General features: G+C 42.3%; 24 protein-coding genes and 1 pseudogene. 20 read left to right on the top strand and 5 right to left on the bottom strand.

Annotated elements, in window-relative coordinates:
- The first annotated feature begins 206 nt into the window (after nucleotides 1–206).
- A complete protein-coding gene (locus tag CDC33_RS06240) occupies nucleotides 207–2,243 on the top strand; it encodes a beta strand repeat-containing protein (protein ID WP_109007748.1) in 2,037 nt (678 codons plus the stop codon).
- A 528-nt stretch (nucleotides 2,244–2,771) separates the two neighbouring features.
- Here the strand turns inward: CDC33_RS06240 and CDC33_RS06235 are convergent.
- Nucleotides 2,772–3,257 (bottom strand): allophycocyanin subunit alpha-B, encoded by a 486-nt coding sequence (locus CDC33_RS06235; protein ID WP_109007747.1) that lies wholly within the window; start codon nucleotides 3,255–3,257, stop codon nucleotides 2,772–2,774.
- Nucleotides 3,258–3,368: 111 nt separating this feature from the next.
- On the opposite strand from CDC33_RS06235, the gene CDC33_RS37710 reads away from it, so the two are divergent.
- The 3 genes from CDC33_RS37710 to CDC33_RS06225 all read left to right on the top strand — a co-directional run bounded on the left by CDC33_RS37710 (nucleotide 3,369) and on the right by CDC33_RS06225 (nucleotide 5,771).
- The gene (locus CDC33_RS37710; protein ID WP_146195781.1) at nucleotides 3,369–3,515 is read left to right on the top strand and encodes a histidine kinase; all 147 of its coding nucleotides are present in this window, start codon (nucleotides 3,369–3,371) and stop codon (nucleotides 3,513–3,515) included.
- A gap of 10 nt (nucleotides 3,516–3,525) precedes the next feature.
- Nucleotides 3,526–4,932 (top strand): 23S rRNA (uracil(1939)-C(5))-methyltransferase RlmD, encoded by a 1,407-nt coding sequence (gene rlmD, locus CDC33_RS06230; protein ID WP_109007746.1) that lies wholly within the window; start codon nucleotides 3,526–3,528, stop codon nucleotides 4,930–4,932.
- A 389-nt stretch (nucleotides 4,933–5,321) separates the two neighbouring features.
- Nucleotides 5,322–5,771 (top strand): ATP-binding protein, encoded by a 450-nt coding sequence (locus CDC33_RS06225; protein ID WP_109007745.1) that lies wholly within the window; start codon nucleotides 5,322–5,324, stop codon nucleotides 5,769–5,771.
- A gap of 86 nt (nucleotides 5,772–5,857) precedes the next feature.
- Here CDC33_RS06225 and CDC33_RS06220 read toward each other — a convergent pair whose 3' ends face one another.
- Nucleotides 5,858–6,136, bottom strand: coding sequence for a DUF6439 family protein (locus CDC33_RS06220; protein ID WP_109012463.1), 279 nt, complete (start codon nucleotides 6,134–6,136; stop codon nucleotides 5,858–5,860).
- Nucleotides 6,137–6,180: 44 nt separating this feature from the next.
- Here CDC33_RS06220 and CDC33_RS06215 point away from each other — a divergent pair, with 44 nt between their 5' ends.
- The 5 genes from CDC33_RS06215 (at nucleotide 6,181) to CDC33_RS06195 (ending at nucleotide 9,558) form a co-directional block, all read left to right on the top strand.
- Complete coding sequence (locus CDC33_RS06215; protein ID WP_109007744.1) at nucleotides 6,181–6,543, top strand: sll0565 family protein; 363 nt, start codon at nucleotides 6,181–6,183, stop codon at nucleotides 6,541–6,543.
- A 96-nt stretch (nucleotides 6,544–6,639) separates the two neighbouring features.
- Nucleotides 6,640–8,031: an asparagine--tRNA ligase gene (gene asnS, locus CDC33_RS06210; RefSeq protein WP_109007743.1), complete on the top strand. Its 1,392-nt coding sequence runs from the start codon at nucleotides 6,640–6,642 to the stop codon at nucleotides 8,029–8,031.
- A gap of 83 nt (nucleotides 8,032–8,114) precedes the next feature.
- The gene (locus tag CDC33_RS06205) at nucleotides 8,115–8,345 is read left to right on the top strand and encodes a DUF2281 domain-containing protein (RefSeq protein WP_109007742.1); all 231 of its coding nucleotides are present in this window, start codon (nucleotides 8,115–8,117) and stop codon (nucleotides 8,343–8,345) included.
- Nucleotides 8,339–8,704, top strand: a complete 366-nt coding sequence (locus tag CDC33_RS06200; protein ID WP_109007741.1) for a type II toxin-antitoxin system PemK/MazF family toxin — start codon at nucleotides 8,339–8,341, stop codon at nucleotides 8,702–8,704. The genes CDC33_RS06205 and CDC33_RS06200 overlap by 7 nt, the downstream gene beginning before the upstream one ends.
- Nucleotides 8,705–9,249: 545 nt before the next feature.
- Nucleotides 9,250–9,558: an NIL domain-containing protein gene (locus tag CDC33_RS06195; protein ID WP_109007740.1), complete on the top strand. Its 309-nt coding sequence runs from the start codon at nucleotides 9,250–9,252 to the stop codon at nucleotides 9,556–9,558.
- Between the two features lie 70 nt (nucleotides 9,559–9,628).
- Here CDC33_RS06195 and CDC33_RS06190 read toward each other — a convergent pair whose 3' ends face one another.
- A complete protein-coding gene (locus CDC33_RS06190) occupies nucleotides 9,629–10,306 on the bottom strand; it encodes a response regulator transcription factor (protein ID WP_012407592.1) in 678 nt (225 codons plus the stop codon).
- 879 nt (nucleotides 10,307–11,185) lie between these two features.
- Here CDC33_RS06190 and groES point away from each other — a divergent pair.
- The 3 genes and pseudogenes from groES (at nucleotide 11,186) to CDC33_RS06170 (ending at nucleotide 14,130) form a co-directional block, all read left to right on the top strand.
- A complete protein-coding gene (gene groES, locus CDC33_RS06180; protein ID WP_100898362.1) occupies nucleotides 11,186–11,497 on the top strand; it encodes a co-chaperone GroES in 312 nt (103 codons plus the stop codon).
- Nucleotides 11,498–11,605: 108 nt separating this feature from the next.
- On the top strand, nucleotides 11,606–13,240 hold the full coding sequence (gene groL, locus CDC33_RS06175) for a chaperonin GroEL (protein WP_109007739.1): 1,635 nt from the start codon (nucleotides 11,606–11,608) through the stop codon (nucleotides 13,238–13,240).
- A 78-nt stretch (nucleotides 13,241–13,318) separates the two neighbouring features.
- A pseudogene (locus CDC33_RS06170) lies at nucleotides 13,319–14,130 on the top strand (Rpn family recombination-promoting nuclease/putative transposase).
- A 28-nt stretch (nucleotides 14,131–14,158) separates the two neighbouring features.
- On the opposite strand, the gene CDC33_RS06165 reads toward CDC33_RS06170, so the two are convergent.
- Both CDC33_RS06165 and CDC33_RS06160 read right to left on the bottom strand, forming a co-directional pair.
- On the bottom strand, nucleotides 14,159–14,386 hold the full coding sequence (locus tag CDC33_RS06165) for a type II toxin-antitoxin system HicA family toxin (RefSeq protein WP_109007738.1): 228 nt from the start codon (nucleotides 14,384–14,386) through the stop codon (nucleotides 14,159–14,161).
- Nucleotides 14,387–14,393: 7 nt separating this feature from the next.
- Nucleotides 14,394–14,624 (bottom strand): type II toxin-antitoxin system HicB family antitoxin, encoded by a 231-nt coding sequence (locus CDC33_RS06160; protein ID WP_109007737.1) that lies wholly within the window; start codon nucleotides 14,622–14,624, stop codon nucleotides 14,394–14,396.
- A 118-nt stretch (nucleotides 14,625–14,742) separates the two neighbouring features.
- On the opposite strand from CDC33_RS06160, the gene CDC33_RS06155 reads away from it, so the two are divergent.
- The 8 genes from CDC33_RS06155 to ureC all read left to right on the top strand — a co-directional run bounded on the left by CDC33_RS06155 (nucleotide 14,743) and on the right by ureC (nucleotide 21,164).
- Nucleotides 14,743–15,522 (top strand): class I SAM-dependent methyltransferase, encoded by a 780-nt coding sequence (locus CDC33_RS06155; protein ID WP_109007736.1) that lies wholly within the window; start codon nucleotides 14,743–14,745, stop codon nucleotides 15,520–15,522.
- Between the two features lie 66 nt (nucleotides 15,523–15,588).
- Nucleotides 15,589–16,527: an SPL family radical SAM protein gene (locus CDC33_RS06150; protein WP_109007735.1), complete on the top strand. Its 939-nt coding sequence runs from the start codon at nucleotides 15,589–15,591 to the stop codon at nucleotides 16,525–16,527.
- Complete coding sequence (locus CDC33_RS40215; protein WP_244919154.1) at nucleotides 16,520–16,774, top strand: hypothetical protein; 255 nt, start codon at nucleotides 16,520–16,522, stop codon at nucleotides 16,772–16,774. The genes CDC33_RS06150 and CDC33_RS40215 overlap by 8 nt, the downstream gene beginning before the upstream one ends.
- Nucleotides 16,774–17,829, top strand: coding sequence for a photosystem II assembly protein (locus tag CDC33_RS06145; RefSeq protein ID WP_244919153.1), 1,056 nt, complete (start codon nucleotides 16,774–16,776; stop codon nucleotides 17,827–17,829). The genes CDC33_RS40215 and CDC33_RS06145 overlap by 1 nt, the downstream gene beginning before the upstream one ends.
- Nucleotides 17,830–17,884: 55 nt before the next feature.
- On the top strand, nucleotides 17,885–18,721 hold the full coding sequence (locus CDC33_RS06140) for an urease accessory protein UreD (protein WP_109007734.1): 837 nt from the start codon (nucleotides 17,885–17,887) through the stop codon (nucleotides 18,719–18,721).
- 42 nt (nucleotides 18,722–18,763) lie between these two features.
- Nucleotides 18,764–19,066 (top strand): urease subunit gamma, encoded by a 303-nt coding sequence (gene ureA, locus CDC33_RS06135; protein WP_109007733.1) that lies wholly within the window; start codon nucleotides 18,764–18,766, stop codon nucleotides 19,064–19,066.
- A gap of 14 nt (nucleotides 19,067–19,080) precedes the next feature.
- Nucleotides 19,081–19,386 (top strand): urease subunit beta, encoded by a 306-nt coding sequence (locus CDC33_RS06130; protein ID WP_181373906.1) that lies wholly within the window; start codon nucleotides 19,081–19,083, stop codon nucleotides 19,384–19,386.
- Nucleotides 19,387–19,448: 62 nt separating this feature from the next.
- Complete coding sequence (gene ureC / locus CDC33_RS06125; protein WP_109007731.1) at nucleotides 19,449–21,164, top strand: urease subunit alpha; 1,716 nt, start codon at nucleotides 19,449–19,451, stop codon at nucleotides 21,162–21,164.
- Nucleotides 21,165–21,420: the final 256 nt, after the last annotated feature.

Raw genomic sequence — 21,420 nt, 5'->3', positions numbered from 1 at the left:
AGTATATCCAGAAATACTGGTAATTTTACTGCTAATTACAAAGTAATACAATTGGCTTACATTGTAATACGTAGAGGTCATTTCTAAATTATGGAAATGGCTATCAGCTTATTAGATGAGGCGATCGCACCTGCTGAATCTGGGTTTAATCCCCTGGAATTTAATTCGGCTTGAGTAAAAGCCATAACAGCAGACTCAATCACTGAATGGCTTATAGAGAAACGATTCCGGGAATTTTTTCCCAGACTGCTCATCTAAATCAGCAAACTGACCTGACTAACCTAATTAAGAGGATTTTGATTGTGACTAGACTTACCTTTCCACCCAATTTCACTGGCACAACTGGTTCCGACAGTTTAATCGGGGAACAGTTAAATGGATCTCCAGCAATAGGTATCGATATTTTAACTCAAGGTTTGATTTATACGCGCTCTGGGGATGACACCATTAAAGGCACGGGTGCTGGTAGCATCAGCAACTCCACTCAGACTGGTAGTGGGACTGGCATTGTTAACTATGGCAGTCTCAATACAGAAAGTGGAAAAGACGCGATCGCTGGCATTGGTAAAGGTGGTGTCGGCTACGACTTCGATGGCAACGGCGGCATTGGCACAGGCATTAATAACAGTGGCAGTCTGAATTCAGGGGACGCAGAAGACACGATCACTGGCACTGGTAGTGGTGGCGACGGTGGCAGCGTTGACATCTACGGCGGCACAGGCAACGGCGGCACAGGCACAGGCATTTATAACAGTGACAGTCTGGATACAGGGGACGCAGAAGACACGATCATCGGCACTGGTACTGGTGGCAGCGGCAGCGGCGGCTACGACACCGCTGGCAGCGGCGACGCTGGCAATGGCATTGTCAACGGTGGCAATCTGAATACAGGGAACGGAAAAGACACGATCACTGGCACTGGTAAAGGTGGCAACGGCGGATTTAGCGGCACTTCCGGCGGCAGCGGCGGCGCTGGCAATGGCATTGTCAACAGTCGCAATCTGAATACGGGGGGCGAAAATGACACGATCACTGGCACTGGTACTGGCGGCAGTGGTGGCACTAGCAGCAAGGGTGGCGGCGGCGACGGCGGTACTGGGACAGGCATTAACAATAGTGGCAGTCTGAATGTAGACGATGGAGATGACACAATCTCTGGCATTGGTACTGGCGGCATCGGCGGCGGCAGCGGCGGTACTGGGACGGGCATCACCAATAGTGGCAATCTGAATACAGGCAAGGGAAAAGACACGATCGACGGCATCGGTACTGGCAGCATCGGCGGTACTGGCGGCCTCCTCGGTGGTAGCGGTAGTGGGACAGGCATCAACAACAGTGGCAAACTCAATACCGAAGATGGGGAAGACACGATCACTGGCAAAGGGAATGGCGGCAATAGCAGCGATGTCCCCTTCGATAACGACGGCGCTGCTGGGATAGGTATCGCTAACAGTGGCAGTCTGAATACAGGGTTGGGCAAAGACGCGATCGCTGGCATCGGTATTGGCGGCATCGATGGCAGCAGCTACGGCGGCAACGGCGGTACTGGGACAGGCATTGCTAACAGTAGCAGTCTAAATACAGGGGAAGAAGACGACACGATTACTGGCACCGGTACTGGCGGCACCAGTGTCAGCAATGGTACTGGCGACATCAGCATTAGTGGTGCTGGAATCGGCATTCAGAACATTAAAAACGCCACCATTACTACAGAGTCGGGTAACGACACAATTACAGGTTCTGGCAACAGTTCTGGAACAAAATCCACCGCTTATGGCATCGTCAACGATGGAATTATTGATACTGGCGATGGTTCTGACAAGCTTACCGGACAAGCGACAGTCACAATTGGTGGTACTGCTTATGGCATTTATGGACAAGGAACCATTAAGACTGGCAATGGCAATGACGAAATTATTGGCACCAGTACCCTAAATGGAGTTCAACAGAAAGTCAGTATCGGTGGCGGCATCAATATTGCTCTCGGCACAGGGAATGACTACTTCAAAGGGTTTGGTGCTGGAACTGTTGATGGCGGAGACGGTTTTGATACCCTCGATCTTAGAGCTTTTAATCGCTCCGAAGTGATCGTATCTGGTGTTACTTCTGGCAATACTCTGAACTCTGCCAACATCAGTTTCAACAACAATGGAAACTCCGTTAGCTTGTCTACCACTGGCTTTGAGAAATTTATCTTTGCAGATACCTCTTTGTCTTACAGCACTTTGGCAAATGGCGCATGAGTTTGTTAATTCCTCTATCTCATGTTTTTCCAGCTAATTGGCGTTGTTTGCTCTAAAGCTGAAAAAGGATCTACCAGCGTACATAACTCTTAGCTGCAAACTTGCATAGATTTACTGGAATTCAGTGATTTCTTGGGCATATGCAGTTTCCCTGTGACAATCAAGTGACGAGAATCACACTTATACATGATTAGGATCGTCACCTTGCGATCGCCAGCTAGGCATAATTAATGACAACTGAACTCTAGCCGAGTCATTAATAGGGAACACACTTAATTGCCGACAGCCTTAATCAAGGACTGTCGGTTTTTTATGTCCGTATGTCCTTCATCCTTTGAGAAATGCCCCATCCCCCAATAAAATTTCCCCACAATTGGTTGGTAACTTGACAGAGATTATGCCAGAGCCACTACCAATTGTGGGGAAGGTTACAATCAAATTGGGTATCTTATGCCTATCGAGCGCTAATATATTGCACTCACTCTAGTAGACCGGAAGTATACTCGTAGAACCAGCACACACTTTGTATTAAGACATCGCTTGAATGATGTAATCAAAGTAGGGTGCTGCTTCGGCAGCGTCTTCCGCACTCAGTAAGCTAAGGGAGGCTGTTTTGAGGGAATTGATCGCTTCTACCATTCCAGGCACAGGAACGCCCAATGAGTTGTACATTTCCCGCACACCAATCAAACCAATTTTTTCAATTGGCTCTTTGTCGCCGGCAAGCACACCATAAGTAATTAGACGTAAGTACCAGCCAAAATCACGGATACATAGAGAGCGCTGGCGTTCTCCGTAAGCATTACCTCCGGGGGAGATAAAGTCAGGACGCTTCTGCCAAAGTTGTTTGGTTGCTTCTTGAACTATCTTTTTTTCGTTTTCGGCTAAAGTAGCCGCAATCCGCGTCCGTTGTACGCCGGTTTCCAAAAAGTCTTTGATGTTTTTAAGTTCGCCACTGCTGGGATAACGCAGTTCGTCGTCGGCTTTGAGAATAACTTGGCTAATTACAGTCATGATTATTGAAATCACCTGAAATATTATCTGTTAGTTTAGCGAGTTGGAGGTACACAAGTGAAGGGATAGGAGCTAGTTATGTATTGAATTTATCTATTTAGGGAGTGGGGAGTGGGGGCAGGGGAAGCAGGGGAAGCAGGGGAGACAAGGGGAGACAAGGGGACAAGGCGACTTAAATCAGAACTTGCAACAAGTGTTTCCCCTTGTCCCCAATGCCCCATGCCCAATGCCCCATGCCCAATAACAAATGACCAATGACTAATGACTAATGACTAAAATAATTTGGCAACAGGGTGAATTAATTGAAGTGACGATCGCTAACCTGAGTGATACAGGCGATGGAGTGGGACGCGCTGATGAGCGTGTAGTGTTTGTCCCAGATACAGTACCAGGCGATCGCGCCCTTATCCGCTTGCTACATGTTAAACCAAAATACGGCCACGGGAAGCTCCAGGAGCTATTGTCATCATCTCCTCACCGTATCCGACCTAGTTGTATTGTGGCGGATAAGTGCGGTGGTTGCCAGTGGCAGCATATTAATTATGATTACCAGTTAGTAGCCAAGCAAAATCAAGTTATCCAAGCTTTGGAACGTATTGGCGGTTTTCTCCAACCACCGGTAGATCCGGTACTCGCCGCCGCTTCTGCTTTAAGTTATCGTAATAAATCTACATATCCTCTCTTGCTATCGGCAACAGGACAGGTACAAGCTGGTTACTACCAAAAAGGTAGTCACCAATTAATTAATTTAAATCAATGTCCAGTCCAAGATTCACGATTAAATCCCTTACTTGCCGAAGTTAAGCAGGATATTCAACAACGGGGTTGGCGAATCTATGACGAACAGCGCCATCAAGGACAAATTCGCCATCTTGGTTTACGCATTGGCCGACACACTGGAGAAATGTTGCTGACTTTGGTGGTAAAGGACTGGAATTTATCAGGAATTGAAACCCAAGCGCAGGAATGGTTAAAGCGTTATCCGCAGTTAGTAGGAGTGTCACTTAACCGCAATAGCGATCGCACAAATGCTATCTTTGGATCAGAAACTCGTTGCATCGCTGGAGTCCCACACCTGCGTGAAAATTTTGCTGGACTGGAATTTCAAGTGCGCCCAGATACATTTTTCCAAGTGTATACAGAAACAGCAGAGGCACTATTGCAGGTGATTGAATCAGAACTCAATCTTCAAGGGCATGAGTTGCTAGTTGATGCCTATTGTGGTATTGGAACTTTAACTTTACCCCTCGCTAAAAAAGTACGGATTGCTACAGGATTAGAGGTGCAACCAGCAGCAGTGGAACAAGCTATTTTGAATGCCCACCGCAACGGAATTGATAATGTGACTTTCATTGTCGGGGCAGTAGAGAAATTGCTTCCCAAAATGGGCACAATACCAGAAGTAGTAATACTCGATCCGCCACGTAAGGGGTGCGATCGCGCAGTCATCGATACTTTACGGCAATTGAAACCATCTCGGATTGTTTACGTCAGTTGTAAAGTAGCCACCCTCGCCCGCGACCTGAAATTGCTTTGTCAAGATGGGCAATATACTATCACACGGGTACAACCTGCTGATTTTTTTCCTCAAACTGCTCATGTTGAAGCTGCCGCCTTTCTTGTGCTATCAGATTTGCACAAGGATAGTAATTCCTTTGCAAAAACTGAAATTTGAAATTTTTAGTTTAGTGCATACTAAAGATGCTAAAATTGAATTAAGGCAAAAATAAAAATCCATTTTGTTTAAATAAATTCAAGCTGCATAGGTTCTTAGAAATATGAATTGAATTGTGTAAATGATAAATCGGCAATTAACTGGAGTCTGCCAATACTCTGTCAAATTACTAGCATCTTTTTAAGTTGCTTAATTCATTATCAAAACTATTCCAGCCGTTATCTATCTAAGCAATCCAAACTCATACTATAGAGCTAATGCTCCCTAGCATTTTCAAAATTTAGTTTTAAAGACGCAAGTTTGAAGGCAGCATGACCACCTCAATTTTATCAGGGTGCCTGTAATAGCAAACTGATGTCTAGCTAACTAAAAGCTATGGGGTTTCTCTTGTGATTACAATTTCACTCCGTCCAGTTGCACGTTATTGGGGCACTATTAGTTTTGCCTCAACCCTCTACCTTTGTCCAATCTTAGATTTACTGTTGGCAGAAATCCCAGCCAAATTACAAGCAGAACTGCGGCTAGGACTTCAAGAAGCCCTGGTAAACGCAGCTAAACATGGCAATAATCTCGATCCAAGTAAAACAGTTGTAGTCCGTTTTTCCTTAATAGATAATCAATATTGGTGGATAATATCAGACCAGGGTAGCGGCTTTACTCCTTCATCTACTAATGAAGAAGAACCAACAGACTATCTCCCACCAGATGAATCAGAAAATGGTCGTGGTTTATGTCTTCTGCATCAAATCTTTGATCAGGTAGAGTGGAGCCGCAAAGGCACAGAATTGAGGCTTTGTAAACAAATGGAAACTCGCCGGGGATTATCTCTGCGGCGGTAGGGTAGTTAGGAGTATAGACGCGATTAATCGCGTCTATACAGGAGTTAGGAGTTGAATAATAATTCATAACTCCTAACTCTTAACTTCTAACTTTTTCCGTGAGTTGGGCAAGGAGGGGCAGAAATGGAGCGATCTAACCAACCAATTGCCTGTTCTAATCTAGCTTGAGCTTCTTGTGGCTGATTCTTTAAAAGATACACCATAGCTGCTGCCACTTGTTCATTAGCGCGAGAATTGCGGTTAGACTTGAGGCGATGCCAATCGTTAGGGGAAATGCTCAGTCTTTCCATGAGGGCTTGAGCAAGTTCTAGAGTACTAAGTTCATTCAGTTGACTGGTTTTCGGCAGCTGGGTAGATTGAGACATAACTATTGGCACATTTGCATTTACTTCTACTTTACTACTTGTAAATGAAGCCGCCAAAACAATCACAGCCGTCAGCAGAAAATCCCGAACCAGATTTTGAACAAGAGCTAGAGGAAGTAGAGCGATCGCTCCTATCCTTAAAAGAACGTTACGATCAAGTGCAACGCGATCGCCAACAACAGGCACAATGGCAACAGCGCCGGGATCAACTAAAGCACAATAAATCTCAGACATCAGAAATCAAAGCAGAGTTACGGCACATTCAACAGCAGTTGGAAAGGCTAGAACTAAACTTAGAAAGCCAGTTATTTTCTTGGCGTAGCCTCAAAAAACCTTTCTGGCAAGTCGTCCGCTTTGGTGGAATGGGCGTTATCATAGGCTGGATATTAAAGTCTTATGCTGGATAAATCCAATTTTGGATTTTGGATTTTGGATTGGGTTAAAGAGTTAAAATTCTTTAATATCTGTACTTTTTACGTTGACGAAATATTAAGTTGTAAAATATGGCAAATCGACGGATTGCAGAAATATTGCGAAGTGGTCAACCTGATGAGTCCCTCCAAGTGCAAGGCTGGGTGCGGACGAAACGCGAGTCCAAAGGGTTTGCTTTTATTGAAGTCAATGACGGCTCATCACTAGCTAATTTGCAAGTCGTCATTAATCAAGATTTGCCAGATTACGAAGCTATTTTGAAAAAACTAAATACAGGTGCTGCTGTTGAGGCTACAGGGTTACTAGTGGCTTCTTTGGGTAAAGGACAGCGAATTGAGTTGAAAGCCGAGTCCGTGAAAGTTTACGGAGAAGCTGATCCCGATACATATCCTCTGCAAAAGAAACGCCATTCCTTTGAGTTTCTGCGAACTATTGGACATTTGCGATCGCGTACTAATTCTTTTGGTGCAGTTTTTCGTGTCAGAAATGCTTGTTCGACAGCAATTCACCAATTTTTCCAAGAAAGAGGCTTTTTGTGGGTACACACCCCCATCATCACTGCTAGCGATTGCGAAGGCGCGGGTGAATTGTTTAGCGTTACCAGTTTAGATTTAAAGAATATCCCCCGCACAGAAAACCAAGCAGTAGATTACAGCCAAGACTTTTTTGCTAAACCCACATATTTAACAGTTAGCGGCCAGTTGGAAGCGGAAGTGATGGCGATGGCGTTTAGCAACGTTTACACCTTTGGCCCTACCTTCCGTGCAGAAAATTCCAACACCTCCCGCCACTTAGCAGAATTTTGGATGGTTGAGCCAGAAATGGCTTTTTGTGACTTAGAAGGCGATATGGATTTAGCTGAGGCGTTTCTTAAACACATATTTAAATATGTCTTGGAAACTTGCCCAGAAGACATGGAATTTTTCAATGAACGCATTGATAAATCTGTGTTAGCGACAGCTGAAAATATTATTAATAATCAGTTTGAACGGTTAACTTATACAGAAGCCATCAAACTTTTAGAAAAAGCTGATGTTAAATTTGAATATCCAGTGAGTTGGGGTTTAGATTTACAATCAGAACACGAACGCTACCTAGCTGAACAATTATTTAAAAAACCTGCGATCGTTACAGATTATCCAGCGCAAATCAAAGCATTTTATATGCGCTTGAACGACGATGAAAAAACCGTCCGCGCAATGGATATTCTCGCACCCAAAATTGGCGAAATCGTCGGCGGTTCTCAGCGCGAAGAACGCCTAGAAGTATTAGAACGCCGCGTATTAGCGCAAGGATTAAAGCCAGAAGATTTATGGTGGTATCTTGATTTGCGTCGTTATGGTACTGTTCCCCACGCTGGTTTTGGACTAGGTTTTGAACGACTTGTGCAATTTATGACGGGTATGGGAAATATCCGTGATGTCATTCCCTTTCCGCGTACACCACAAAGTGCTGAGTTTTAGTTTAAATTTTAGACCTGGCCATTTTTAATCGCCAGGTTTTTGATTTTTGTGGATAAACAGAAATCTATCTGAGAAGATTTATCATGAGTATACAAGACCAAACCATTGGTAAAATCCGGCAAATGCCAGAAGCTTTAGTTCAGGAAGTAAGTGATTTTATCGACTTCCTATTAATGAAGCATAGCAGTAAGAACTGGGAACTATGGCTTCAGTTTAGCGAGTCAGTGGAAATAGTGGAATCAGATTTTTCTGACTATTTATCTAATTTAGAAGATTATGAAGAACGCTTGGCGCGTGGAGAAATCCAGTGGTAGATATCTCAAGAGGAAATGTAGTTTTGTGTGATCTCAATCCTGTTATTGGTACAGAACAAGCAGGGATTAGACCTGTCGTAGTAGTGCAAATTGATCGGACAAATGCTGTTAGTCCCCATACCATTATCGCACCATTCACCTCAAAAATTAGACCTGCTATTTTACCCTCTCATGTGTTTGTACCTGCTGGTATCGATGGTTTAAGCCAAGATTCTGTTGTGCTTTGTGAGCAAGTTCGGGTTGTTGATAAATCAAGAATTCTCAGAGTGATTGGTCAATTGGATAATAGTTATTTAGATCACTTGGCAATAGCTTTGTGTACTATCCTTGGCTTAAGGATTATGAATAATAATGATTGAGAAATATGGATAATGGGGATTTATACAGTCGGTCATTACACAGAAGTAAATATCCTAAAGAATTGATTTTTATTGATATCTAAACAGAGGGTTAAACCTATAAGTTTCTATTAATAGAGTTCCCTAAAACTTTGTCAAAATAATATATATAGCAATCCGATTTGATTTTTGAATCACTTGTAGAGGTAAGGGACTGGGGATTGGGGACTGGAGACTGGGAAGAAGGAATAAAAATGTACTGAGTTCTGTTCAAAAATCAAATATGAGTCCTATAGCAGTTTTCACTTCAGTATTAAATCTCATACACAATAAATTGGGGTTACAACAATTGTTGTAACCCTACGATTAGCTTGAAAATCACTATAAAATAATAATTAACCTCATAACTGCTGAATTATGAGCAATTATTCATATTCATTACATCTAGACTAATGGTTTGCCAAGGCAAATACTTTCTTGCTTGCCTGCGTGGGATAAGTAACGCTAGTGTTAAAAGAATTGTGCAAAGTAAAACCCTCATCCCAGAAGTCGAGTAGGAAGCTAGAATGGTAATTCCAAATAAACAAGTAAAATCTAATACTGATATTTTAGATAATAGACGCACCCAAACTCGTATCCAAGTTCGCATTCCTAAAGACTTGCATGAGGAACCAGTCATTTCACGACTGGTTTCTCACTATGGCATCACAGTGATTATTGCTGATGCCCAGGTAAGCGTAAATATGCCACAATATAGCTGCTTTGATCTGGAACTGCGAGGTACTGTTTCTCAGATTGAAAGCGCCCTAACTTACCTGGATGAACTAGATTTAGAAGTTTTGCACCAATCCAGCCCTGAAGAAGATGGGTGGTAAATCTTAGTTAGGAGTTAGAAGTTAAAAAAATCATAATTCATAACTCCTAACTTTTAACTCTTAACTTTGTTTAAGCCATTTGATTTTCAATCGCCCACCGCGCTAGTTCAGTGCGGTTGTGGAGATTGGTTTTGCCCAACATATTGGACACATGACTTTCAACTGTGCGCTGACTAACATTTAGTTCTTCAGCAATTTCCCGGTTAGCTAAACCCCTAGCGACGAACTGGACTACTTTCAGTTCGGTTGGGGTTAATTGCACATCGAAGGGAACCTGGATGCGGGAACCGTTTTCGCCTCCTTTTGCTTGGTGTTCTTTCCAACGGATAGTTTGTTTCAGCGAGGATTCAACTTGCGCTACGAGTTCTTCTGGTTCAAAGGGTTTGACCATATAAACATCAGCACCTTTATTCAGACCCTTAACTCGGTCTGCACTTTGTCCCTTAGCTGAAAGGAAAAGAACCGGAATCCAACTGGTGCGTTCGTTTTGCCGGACTTGTTCTACAAAAGTATATCCGTCCATTTCCGGCATCATCACGTCGCAGATAATCATGTCTGGAACATCTTGCTCTAAAATTTCCAGAGCTTCACGTCCATTTTCGGCGGTGATGACTTCGTATCCCCGGAATTCTAAGTAATCCTTCACCAGCAAGATGAGGTTAGGGTCATCATCAATCAATAGAAGTCGTTTGTGATCTTTCATGCTGGGCTCTTTCATAGCAGTGGCACTTGTCGCGCTTCGGTCCATCAAAGTCTTGAATATTTATCCTCTATCGTGGGTTATTTCGAGATGTTGTCCTTTTTCCTACTTAACTTGCCTTTGCTGTCTCGAAACCTCAAAAATGCCGAGCACTTTCAAGAGACTAGTAGCTAGATAGCAAAAGTCCAGCAAGGATACGTATAGCAGTAGTATCTATAATGCGCTATTATATATCGCATTGAAAGTGACGGGCGAAAAAACACTGATTAAATAATAATCCTTCTGACTCACAAGTAAGTATTGGCTTAAAGATGACCCTACCTCAAAACCAACCCGCACTTTCTTAAAGCTTACTGCTGTACCATATCCTTCGATTTTTAAGCCTCTATGAGGTGTTCACAAGAAACTAGGGAAGTTTCTGGCAAAGGATGGGTTAAAAATGTATATTCTTCTACCACCTTATTGCCTATTAAGTGTTCTTGGATGATCCGCTCAATAACTTCCGGTCTTGCTTGGCGATATCAGACACCATCAGTGTAAACCACCATTATGAGTCCAGAACAACAAACGCGCAAGCAGTTGGCTTTTAGTTCTATAGACGCAAATGGAATAACTCTGTTGCGGCTCATCAAATTTTAACTCTTTAAGTCGCTTTTTTAAGTATTCCCAAGATTCCAGACTAGCTCGTTTTGAGCAGCAGCTAGCAATTGTCTGGTCAGCGCTACCTAACTCTCCGCTCCCTACTCTCTTCGTAACTTACCGAACAAAACCCGAAAGGTATAAATAATTAAGCATTTATACTTAAGTACATCTTTGAGCTTCTAGTTCGGGAACCCGTACTCAAAGAATTCTTGCCATTGGACGCTACTTTTCGGTAAATTAGCACTCAGGAGTTGAGAGTGCTAATCTCTAAAGGAAAGAAATAATATGGCAGCTTTATCTCTAAGCGTTTCTACAGTTAAACCTTTAGGCGATCGCGTTTTCGTAAAAGTGAACGCCTCTGAGGAGAAGACCGCAGGTGGTCTGTATTTGCCCGATACCGCCAAAGAAAAGCCCCAGGTAGGGGAAGTAGTGGCTCTTGGCCCTGGCAAGCGTAATGACGACGGAAACCGTCAGGAATTGGAAATCAAAGTCGGCGATAAGGTGCTGTACTCGAAGTACGCTGGCACTGACATCAAACTCGGCACCGAAGAATATGTACTGCTTTCTGAAAAAGATATTTTAGCAGTTGTTATCTAGTGGGGAGTGGGGAATGGGGAATAGGAAAGAGTTTTCCTGATGCCCAATGCCCAATACCCAATGCCTAATTCAACAAAAACTTGACTTACTCCCGGAATTTAGACACCTATGGCAAAGCGCATTATCTACAACGAAAACGCCCGTCGCGCCTTGGAACGAGGCATTGACATCCTGGCTGAGGCTGTAGCTGTTACCCTTGGCCCCAAAGGTCGTAACGTAGTCCTAGAAAAGAAATTTGGCGCACCGCAAATTGTTAATGACGGTGTAACGATCGCCAAAGAAATCGAATTAGAAGACCACATTGAAAACACTGGTGTAGCTCTGATTCGTCAAGCTGCTTCTAAGACCAATGATGCTGCGGGCGATGGTACTACCACTGCTACCGTTTTAGCTCATGCGATCGTCAAAGAAGGCTTGCGGAACGTTGCAGCTGGTGCTAACGCAATTTCTCTGAAGCGCGGTATTGACAAAGCTACTGGCTTCCTCGTAGAAAAAATTGCTGAACACGCCCGTCCAGTGGAAGATTCCAAAGCCATTGCCCAAGTTGGTGCGATCTCGGCTGGTAATGACGAAGAAGTTGGTCAAATGATTGCCCAAGCAATGGACAAGGTGGGCAAGGAAGGCGTAATTTCCCTAGAAGAAGGGAAATCTATGTTCACCGAGTTGGAAATCACTGAAGGGATGCGCTTTGACAAAGGCTACATCTCTCCTTATTTCGCTACTGACCCTGAGCGGATGGAAGCGGTTTTTGATGAGCCTTTCATACTGCTGACCGATAAGAAAATCGCTTTGGTACAAGACCTTGTACCAGTGTTAGAGCAAGTAGCTCGTGCTGGTCGTCCTTTGGTGATTATCGCCGAAGATATTGAAAAAGAAGCTTTGGCAACCTTAGTAGTAAACCGTTTGCGCGGTGTACTCAACGTGGCTGCTGTTAAGGCTCCTGGCTTTGGCGATCGCCGCAAAGCACTACTAGAAGATATCGCCGTTTTAACTGGTGGTCAACTAATTACCGAAGATGCTGGTTTGAAGCTAGATAATACCAAGCTGGACAGCCTGGGTAAAGCTCGCCGGATCACCATTACCAAGGACAGCACCACAATTGTTGCCGAAGGTAACGAAGCTGCTGTTAAGGCCCGTGTAGAACAGATTCGTCGTCAAATCGATGAAACCGAATCTTCTTACGACAAAGAGAAATTACAAGAGCGTCTTGCTAAACTCTCTGGTGGTGTCGCTGTAGTGAAAGTGGGTGCAGCGACCGAAACCGAAATGAAAGACAAGAAGTTGCGCTTAGAAGACGCTATCAACGCTACCAAAGCTGCTGTGGAAGAAGGTATTGTTCCCGGCGGTGGTACAACTCTGGCTCACCTTGCTCCTGAATTGGAAGAGTGGGCAAAGAGCAACCTTAAGGATGAAGAGTTGATTGGTGCTTTGATTGTGGTTCGTGCCTTACCCGCACCTCTGAAGCGGATTGCTGAAAACGCTGGTCAGAATGGTGCTGTTATTGCTGAACGCGTCAAAGAGAAAGATTTCAACATTGGCTACAACGCTGCAACCAACGAGTTTGTTGATTTGTTAGCTGCTGGTATTGTTGACCCTGCTAAGGTGACTCGTTCTGCTCTGCAAAACGCTGCTTCCATCGCTGGTATGGTGTTGACAACCGAATGTATTATAGTTGACAAGCCTGAGCCTAAAGATAGTGCTCCTGCTGGCGCTGGTGCTGGTGGTGGCGACTTCGATTACTAATACTTTGTAGTTACATAATTTGTAAAACAGCTGCTTCCGTTGTGGAGGTGGCTGTTTTTTTGTGTCAGGAGAAGAAAAGTGAGTTACGACAACGCTTGTAAATATTTAGCTGAACAGTACCCTACTGATTTTGTGCGTTGGTTACTTGGGGTAGAGGTGCAAGAAATTGAAGTATTAAAAACGGAACTCACGCTTGAACCAATTCGCGCGGATTCTGTGACATTTCTACAAGCAGCTAACCAAATTTTGCACATTGAATTTCAAACTTTGGCGAAATCTAATCCGGCGCTTAATTTCCGATGCTCGATTATTCTGTGAGGTTGAAGCGTCAGTACCGTTGTCCTGTAGTGCAAGTGCTAATCTTTTTGCAAGAAACTACTAACGAAATCGTTTTTACTGAAGAATATCGGGACAACACGACAATTCACCAATATCAGGTTGTTCGTCTTTGGGAGCAAGATTCAACACTATTTTTGGCTAATCCGGCGCTGTTACCTTTAGCAAGTTTGACGCGAACTGACTCGCCACAAACTTTACTGGCACAAGTGGCTGAACAAGTCGCTACAATTCCAGATAGGGAGGAGCGACAAAATATCGCGGGTTGTGTAGAAATTCTGGCGGGTTTGCGGTTTGAGAAGGATTTGGTTCGGCAATTTTTGCGGGAGGATATTATGAAAGAGTCCGTAATTTATCAAGATATCGTTCAAAAAGAAGCGTTTAAATTGATTAGTCGTCTACTTAAACGGCGCTTTGGTGATATTGATGGATCGTTAGTTGAACAGGTTCGTAATTTATCTGCTGAACAGTTAGAAAATTTGGGAGAGGCTTTGTTAGATTTTTCCGAACTTGCTGATTTGGTAGTTTGGTTAGAACAGAAGGAACAAGCTTAATCAAAATGAATAAAAACCCCCTTTATTACTAAGAGCGGTTAAGAAAATCTTCAGGTTCAATACCAGCTTGCTTTAAAATTGCACGTAACGTTCCTTCTGGCATATCACCAGAATGATTGGGAATAGTAGTGTAACGGTTACTTTCAGGATTAAACCAGATTTCATGACTCCCTGCGGCTTGACGATGAAACACAAAGCCAAAGGTTTTTAATATTTTGATAATCTCTCTGTAGCTAAACCCAGCCAACCGTCCCATAAATTAACTACTGACCTAACACTAAAGGATAGTTAAATTGTTCAGCTATTGGTTGCAAATAATCTAGTTGTTGATCCTGAGATTGTGCTTCTAACAACTTACGCGCTACATCACGAGCAATTTCTAAAGTTTCAGAAACAGTCCGTCCTTGAACGACTAAACCTTGAAGCTCATCGGATGTTGCTAAATAAACGCCTTCAGGTAATTTTTCAATGTGGATGTTTAGCAATCTTTCCATTATTGTATGTAGATGTTACTGTTTAGAGCGGTTTAATTGTTATGATATCGCTTTTATGAACTACAGCAATGTCTACGACGAGCTACGCCTACGCATTTCTACTTTTCCATAAAAACCCATGAGCCAAATTAATCCTGAAACAACCCCCTTACATACCTTAAACCCACTCAACCGATTTTCTGACAGAGCAGAGGATTATGTAAAATATCGGCCAAGCTACCCCGCAGATGCAATTGATATTATCTTGGAAGGATTAGGTGAAAATTCACAACTTGTAGCAGCAGATATTGGTGCTGGTACAGGAATTGCTTCAAGATTGTTAGCTGAACGGGGAGTTAATGTCATAGCCATAGAACCAAACGCGGCAATGCGAGAAGCTGCTAAACCACATCCTTTAATAGAGTTTCGTGATGGAACAGCAGAATTTACCCAACTACCTGATAATTCAGTTGATTTAGTTACTTGTTTTCAAGCTTTCCACTGGTTCAATCCCGAACCAACTTTATTGGAATTCCACCGCATTTTAAAACCATCAGCACGCTTGGCTGTAGTGTGGAATAACCGCGATCGAGAAGATGATTTAACTACAGAATATAGCCGAATAATCCGCGAAGCATCTAATAATCACCCAGCAGAATCTCGAATGCAATCGGTAGAGCCATTGTTAGTAACTCCCCCTTTTATTAATATCCGTGAATATAATTTTACTTATAAACAAAAGTTAGATTTAACTGGACTTATTGGACGAGCAATGAGTGTTTCTTACCTTCCGCGTGAAGGCTTGGGATATGAACAGCTTATTGATAGGTTTCAAGAATTATATCAGCGCTTTCGTGATGAAAGTGGTTTTGTCTATATGGTCTATCGCACTAGCGTACACCTTGGTGAAGTAATTTAAAAATAAAAATGGGAATCATAAGAAGTAGGGTGCGTTAATTCACTCTCAATCAATATCAGGATTCACATGGCACAACCAAAATATGAAGGTTATTGCGAATGCATTCCTACGAAATTAGTCAGAGAAAAGTTTGGAGATGTCAATGTTTATGCACAAAATGCTAAATCACTCTTAACAAAAGCTACTGGTTTTATTGGTAATTATGATTTTACTCTAAATCCTTACAGGGGATGTCAATACGGTTGTAGTTATTGCTATGCTGCTGCATTTACTCCTAATGCTCAAATGCGCCAAGATTGGGGTAAATGGGTAATTTTTAAACAAAATGCTGCTGAGATTTTAGCGAAAGAATTAAAAAAATGGTATGAAAAAAATCCCCAGACTCCTCCTAGTATATACATGAGTAGCGTTACCGATCCTTATCAACCACTTGAGTCTAAACATCAATTGACTCGTCGGTTGTTGGAGGTAATGCTAGATATGGGGATTGACGGTTATCCAACTCCAACCTTGGTGATTCAAACTCGTAGCCCAATTATTGTTAGAGACATTGATTATTTACAACGATTTAAGCGATTGCGAATTAATATGAGCATTCCCACTGGGAGCGAATTAGTAAGAAAGGATTTTGAACCGCGATCGCCCAGTATTAAAGCTAGACTAAATGCTATTAGTAAAATAAAACAAAGTATTGATTACTTCAAAGGTTTTCTTCCTAAAATTTCTATTACTATTACCCCTCTACTTCCTACTTTAGCAACTGATGAAGCTGCTTTTATTGAAAAACTAGCCATCGCCGATAGGATTGTAATTCAAGCTTTTCATGCTAACCACAGTCGTTCTCTCATAGCATCAACTCGCCAAGAAGCTGAAGAAATTAAGCAAAAATACTCTTGGTGGTATGAAAATGAGAAATTAAGCTATAGGAAATTTAAGGAAAAGCTAATTTGTCGGCTTCCAGGTGTAGAAATTATGGAAGGTAAAGAGGGATTTTTTTATGAATAATCCTATCATTAATTGGTGGCGAAGTCAGCAGTTAAAATTATCTTTAAAACGCGGGGAGATCCGACGTGCAGTCCAACTATTGCAAGAGATTCAACAATCAGGTGCAAGATTCTCATGGTTAGAAAAACTATTTAGAGATAAACTTCAACTTGAACGTTATTCCCAAGAATACAAACGACAAACAGAAACTTTAGGTAAACAACTAACAGAAGCATCCCAGCAAAAAGATAATCTTATCTTATATTAATGCCAGATGAGGAATTTGTTAAATATATCTATAAAGTTTTTAAGTTAATACACCACGATGAATATAAATTGCAATCTACTGGTATTGATGAACGGATATTTGATGATTTTGAATCAAGTTTAGTTGAATATCTTAAAGAAGAATTTAGTAGGATTCCTGATAAACAGTTATTAATTAAGTTAGAAGACGCTCTTGAGGATATTAATAACTTAAAAATTGGACAAGACCCAGACTACCGTTTTAGTCTAACTCCTCATGTCTACTTTATGAAGTATTTTTTAGAAAATGTATATTGTATATATTTAGCTTGGTTTCTCATTTACCAGAATGCTTTACTACCAAGTAAGGTTAATATTCTTGATATTGCAGCAGGCCCAGGAACAGTTGCTTATGGTTTAGCTTTATTTCTCCAAAGTAGTAGCGGTTTTTTTCATATCCCGCAAATGCACATATCTTACTACTCTTTAGAAAAACAAGATGCCTTCCAATTTCGTGGACTTCAGTTTTGGCGGCGATATATAGAGTCGCGTCTAACTCCAGTAAATGCTTTCTTCCGCTTTGTTACTACCGATATTTTTAATTGGAAAACTCAATCGAATAATCTACCAAAAGACTTTTTTGACTTTATCGTAATTTCCCACTGTTTCTTTGCAGATCCAGGCAAAAGGGTTGAAGCTAATAATACTTACAAGCAAATATTTACCACTAGCTTAAAAAATTCAGGTTATGTTCTACTAATTGTGCAAGATAAAAAATTATTTAAAATTTCCGATGTTCACCAAGTCGAAAATCAAGAAGAGGAAAAAAATGTAGTGCATAAATTTTTGACAGAATTGGGTTTAGAGTTAGTTTGGTATAAATATCTAACCTCAACAGATTCAAGAATACCTATGTCTGGGGTTGAATTTGGTAAGTTTGCTCGAAAAAAATTACCAAATCAAGTGTATATGAGTCCAATACTCCAACAGTATTTTGGTCAGAAGCATCACTTACACTATACATTAGATGATTATGTAATATTGGCGAAAAATTATGATAAATTGCAGGAAAAATAACAGACAATATATTAAATAAATATAAGATATCTGAACTTTAATCTTGAATTTATAAATGACCTGCAATCCGCAAATAGCAGAAGGTTGGCATGGCAAACTTAATTTAGTCTATGCCGATCGCCAGGGTAAAACCCAATTAATTTATAATCACCAACAAGCGCCCCTAAAGGTACAACGCCCATTTTATCCAGAAGGGGGAATTTGTCATAGCGTAATTTTACACACGGCTGGGGGAATGGTAGGAGGCGATCGCTTATCCTCTAACATCCACCTCCAACCCCAAACCCAAGCCTTAATCACTACAGCTGCTGCAAGCAAGATATATCGCAGTAATGGCTTACAAGCTAGACAAACCATCCAGATGCAAGTTGATACTGGTGCTTGTTTAGAGTGGTTGCCGCAAGAGACAATTTTATTTAACGACGCGATTTATCGGCAAGATTTACGGGTAGAATTAGCAACCGGGGGCAGTTGGTTAGGCTGGGAAATTACCCGATTTGGTCGCAGTGCTAGAGGAGAAAAATTCTTGCAAGGGGAATGGCGATCGCATACCGAAATTTGGCAAAAAGATGTTCCCTTATGGATTGATCGGCAATACTTACCGGGTAGCGAAGACATTTTCCACAGTCCCCACGGCTTGGCTGGAAAACCAATAGTAGGTAGTTTAGTTTGGGTCGGTGGTACAGTTTCGGCAGAAATTTTGGAAAAAACGCGAAGTTTGTGGGGCGGGGAAGGTGAAGCGGGTGTTTGTCGATTACAACATGGATTATTATGTCGATATCGCGGTGCTTCTACATCTGAGGTGAGAAACTGGTTTATTGATGTTTGGCAGTTGTTGCGAGTTTCTTTTCTGAATCGTGGTAATTGTATACCAAGAGTGTGGCAGGTTTAAACGAACCGCCAAGACGCCAAGAACGCCAAGAGGGAGAGAAGAATGCAACTTACCCCGCAGGAAAAAGATAAGCTATTGATTTTTACAGCTGCTTTATTAGCAGAAAGACGCAAGGAAAGGGGTTTAAAACTAAATTATCCTGAAGCAGTTGCTTATATTTCTGCTGCTATTTTAGAAGGGGCAAGAGATGGGCAAACTGTAGCTGAATTAATGAGTTATGGTACAACACTCTTAACGCGGGATGATGTCATGGAAGGGATATCAGAAATGGTGCATGATGTGCAGGTTGAAGCTACTTTTCCTGATGGTACAAAGTTAGTGACAGTACATAATCCAATTCGTTAATTTTTTAATTTATTATGATTCCTGGGGAAATTATTACACCAGCAGGTGAAATTGAGCTAAATGTTGGTCGTCCAACTATAAAATTACAAGTGTCAAATACAGGCGATCGCCCCATACAAGTCGGTTCCCATTATCACTTTTATGAAGTTAACACCGCTTTAAACTTTGATAGAGAACAAGCGCGAGGAATGCGCCTAGATATCCCCGCCGGAACCGCAGTTCGCTTTGAACCAGGCGACGAAAAAGAAATAACTCTAGTCCCCCTCGTTGGTACTCGCCAAGTCTACGGCTTCAACGCCAAAATTAACGGAAACCTCTAAAAACCCTCTGCGTACCTCTGCGCTTTCCTTTGCGTCCCTTTGCGTTAAAAAAAGGATTTTATATGCCTTATAGAATGGATCGCCGCGCCTACGCTGAAACATACGGCCCAACAATAGGCGATCGCATCCGACTTGCAGACACAGAATTATTTATTGAAGTTGAACAAGATTTCACTACCTACGGCGATGAAGTGAAATTTGGCGGCGGAAAAGTTATCAGAGACGGAATGGGACAATCCCCAATTTCTAACGCCGATGGTGCTGTAGATTTAGTAATTACTAATGCCTTAATTCTCGATTGGTGGGGTATTGTCAAAGCGGATATTGGCATTAAAGATGGCAAGATTTTCAAAATTGGTAAAGCCGGGAATCCTTATATTCAAGATAATGTAGATATTATTATTGGCTCCGGAACTGAAGCTTTAGCAGGTGAAGGAATGATCCTCACTGCTGGCGGTATTGATGCCCATATTCATTTTATTTGTCCCCAACAAATTGAAGTTGCGATCGCTTCTGGGATTACCACCATGATCGGCGGCGGTACTGGCCCAGCCACAGGTACAAATGCCACTACCTGCACTCCCGGCCCTTGGAATATTTACCGAATGCTGCAAGCTGCTGATGCTTTTTCCGTCAACTTAGGATTTTTAGGTAAAGGTAACGCCAGTCAACCCCAAGGACTTGTAGAACAAGTAAATGCCGGTGCAATGGGATTAAAACTTCATGAAGACTGGGGAACCACACCCGCAGCAATTGATACTTGCCTCAGTGTTGCCGATGAGTATGATGTGCAAGTAGCAATTCATACTGATACCCTAAACGAAGCTGGATTTGTCGAAGATACGATCGCCGCTTTCAAGAATCGTACTATCCACACCTACCATACCGAAGGCGCAGGCGGCGGACACGCACCAGATATCATCAAAGTTTGCAGCCAAGCCAATGTTCTACCATCTTCCACCAATCCCACACGTCCTTATACCCTGAATACCTTAGACGAACACCTGGATATGTTGATGGTATGTCATCATCTCGACCCAGCGATCGCCGAAGATGTTGCTTTTGCCGAATCTCGCATCCGTCGAGAAACCATTGCTGCGGAGGACATTTTGCACGACTTAGGGGCATTTAGCATGATTTCTTCCGATTCTCAGGCTATGGGAAGGGTAGGCGAAGTGATAATTCGCACCTGGCAGACATCTCACAAAATGAAGGTGCAACGGAGAACTCTTAACGCACAAGGAACTGAGCAAAAAGCAGACAATTTTAGAGCAAAAAGATATGTTGCTAAATATACGATTAATCCGGCGATCGCTCACGGAATTGCTCAATATGTGGGTTCAGTGGAAGAGGGAAAATTAGCAGATTTATGTTTGTGGCGTCCGGCATTTTTTGGCGTGAAACCAGAGATGGTCATTAAAGGCGGAATGATTGCATGGGCGCAAATGGGCGATGCTAACGCCAGTATTCCCACACCGCAACCAGTCTATATGCGCCCGATGTTTGGTAGTTTTGCAGGGGCGCGTCATGCTACATCATTAACTTTTGTTTCGCAAGCAGCTTTAGAGAACGAAATTCCCAGCCAGCTAGGTTTACAAAAAGCAGCAGTTGCCGTTTCTGGGACACGCCAATTGAGTAAGCGGGATATGAAGCTGAATGATGCACTACCCCACATTGAAGTAGATCCAGAAACATACGAAGTCAGGGCAGATGGTGAGTTGCTAATTTGTGAACCTGCGACAGTTTTACCAATGGCACAGAGGTACTTTTTGTTTTAAAGACCAATATACTGAAGTCAGAAGTTACCAAGAAGGGATTATCAAAACTCCTAGAGACGCGGTTTGGAGAAGTGCCAAGCTCAATTATCAGATTTGTTAATGGAATTAATGATTTATGTGTGCTAATAAAACTGCCAAAATAGTGATTGCAACTCTGGGAAATCAGCGTAGACATACAGGGTTAGCGCATCTCAAACCCTATTGACACGGTGGTTTTGGGGTTCAACCAAAGCACAAATAAGTTCAAAATTACTAC

The sequence above is a fragment of the Nostoc commune NIES-4072 genome (assembly GCF_003113895.1).
GTDB classification, from domain to species: domain Bacteria; phylum Cyanobacteriota; class Cyanobacteriia; order Cyanobacteriales; family Nostocaceae; genus Nostoc; species Nostoc commune.
Note: the sequence above shows the minus strand (reverse complement) of the source record. Positions and strands in the feature narration are given on the sequence as shown.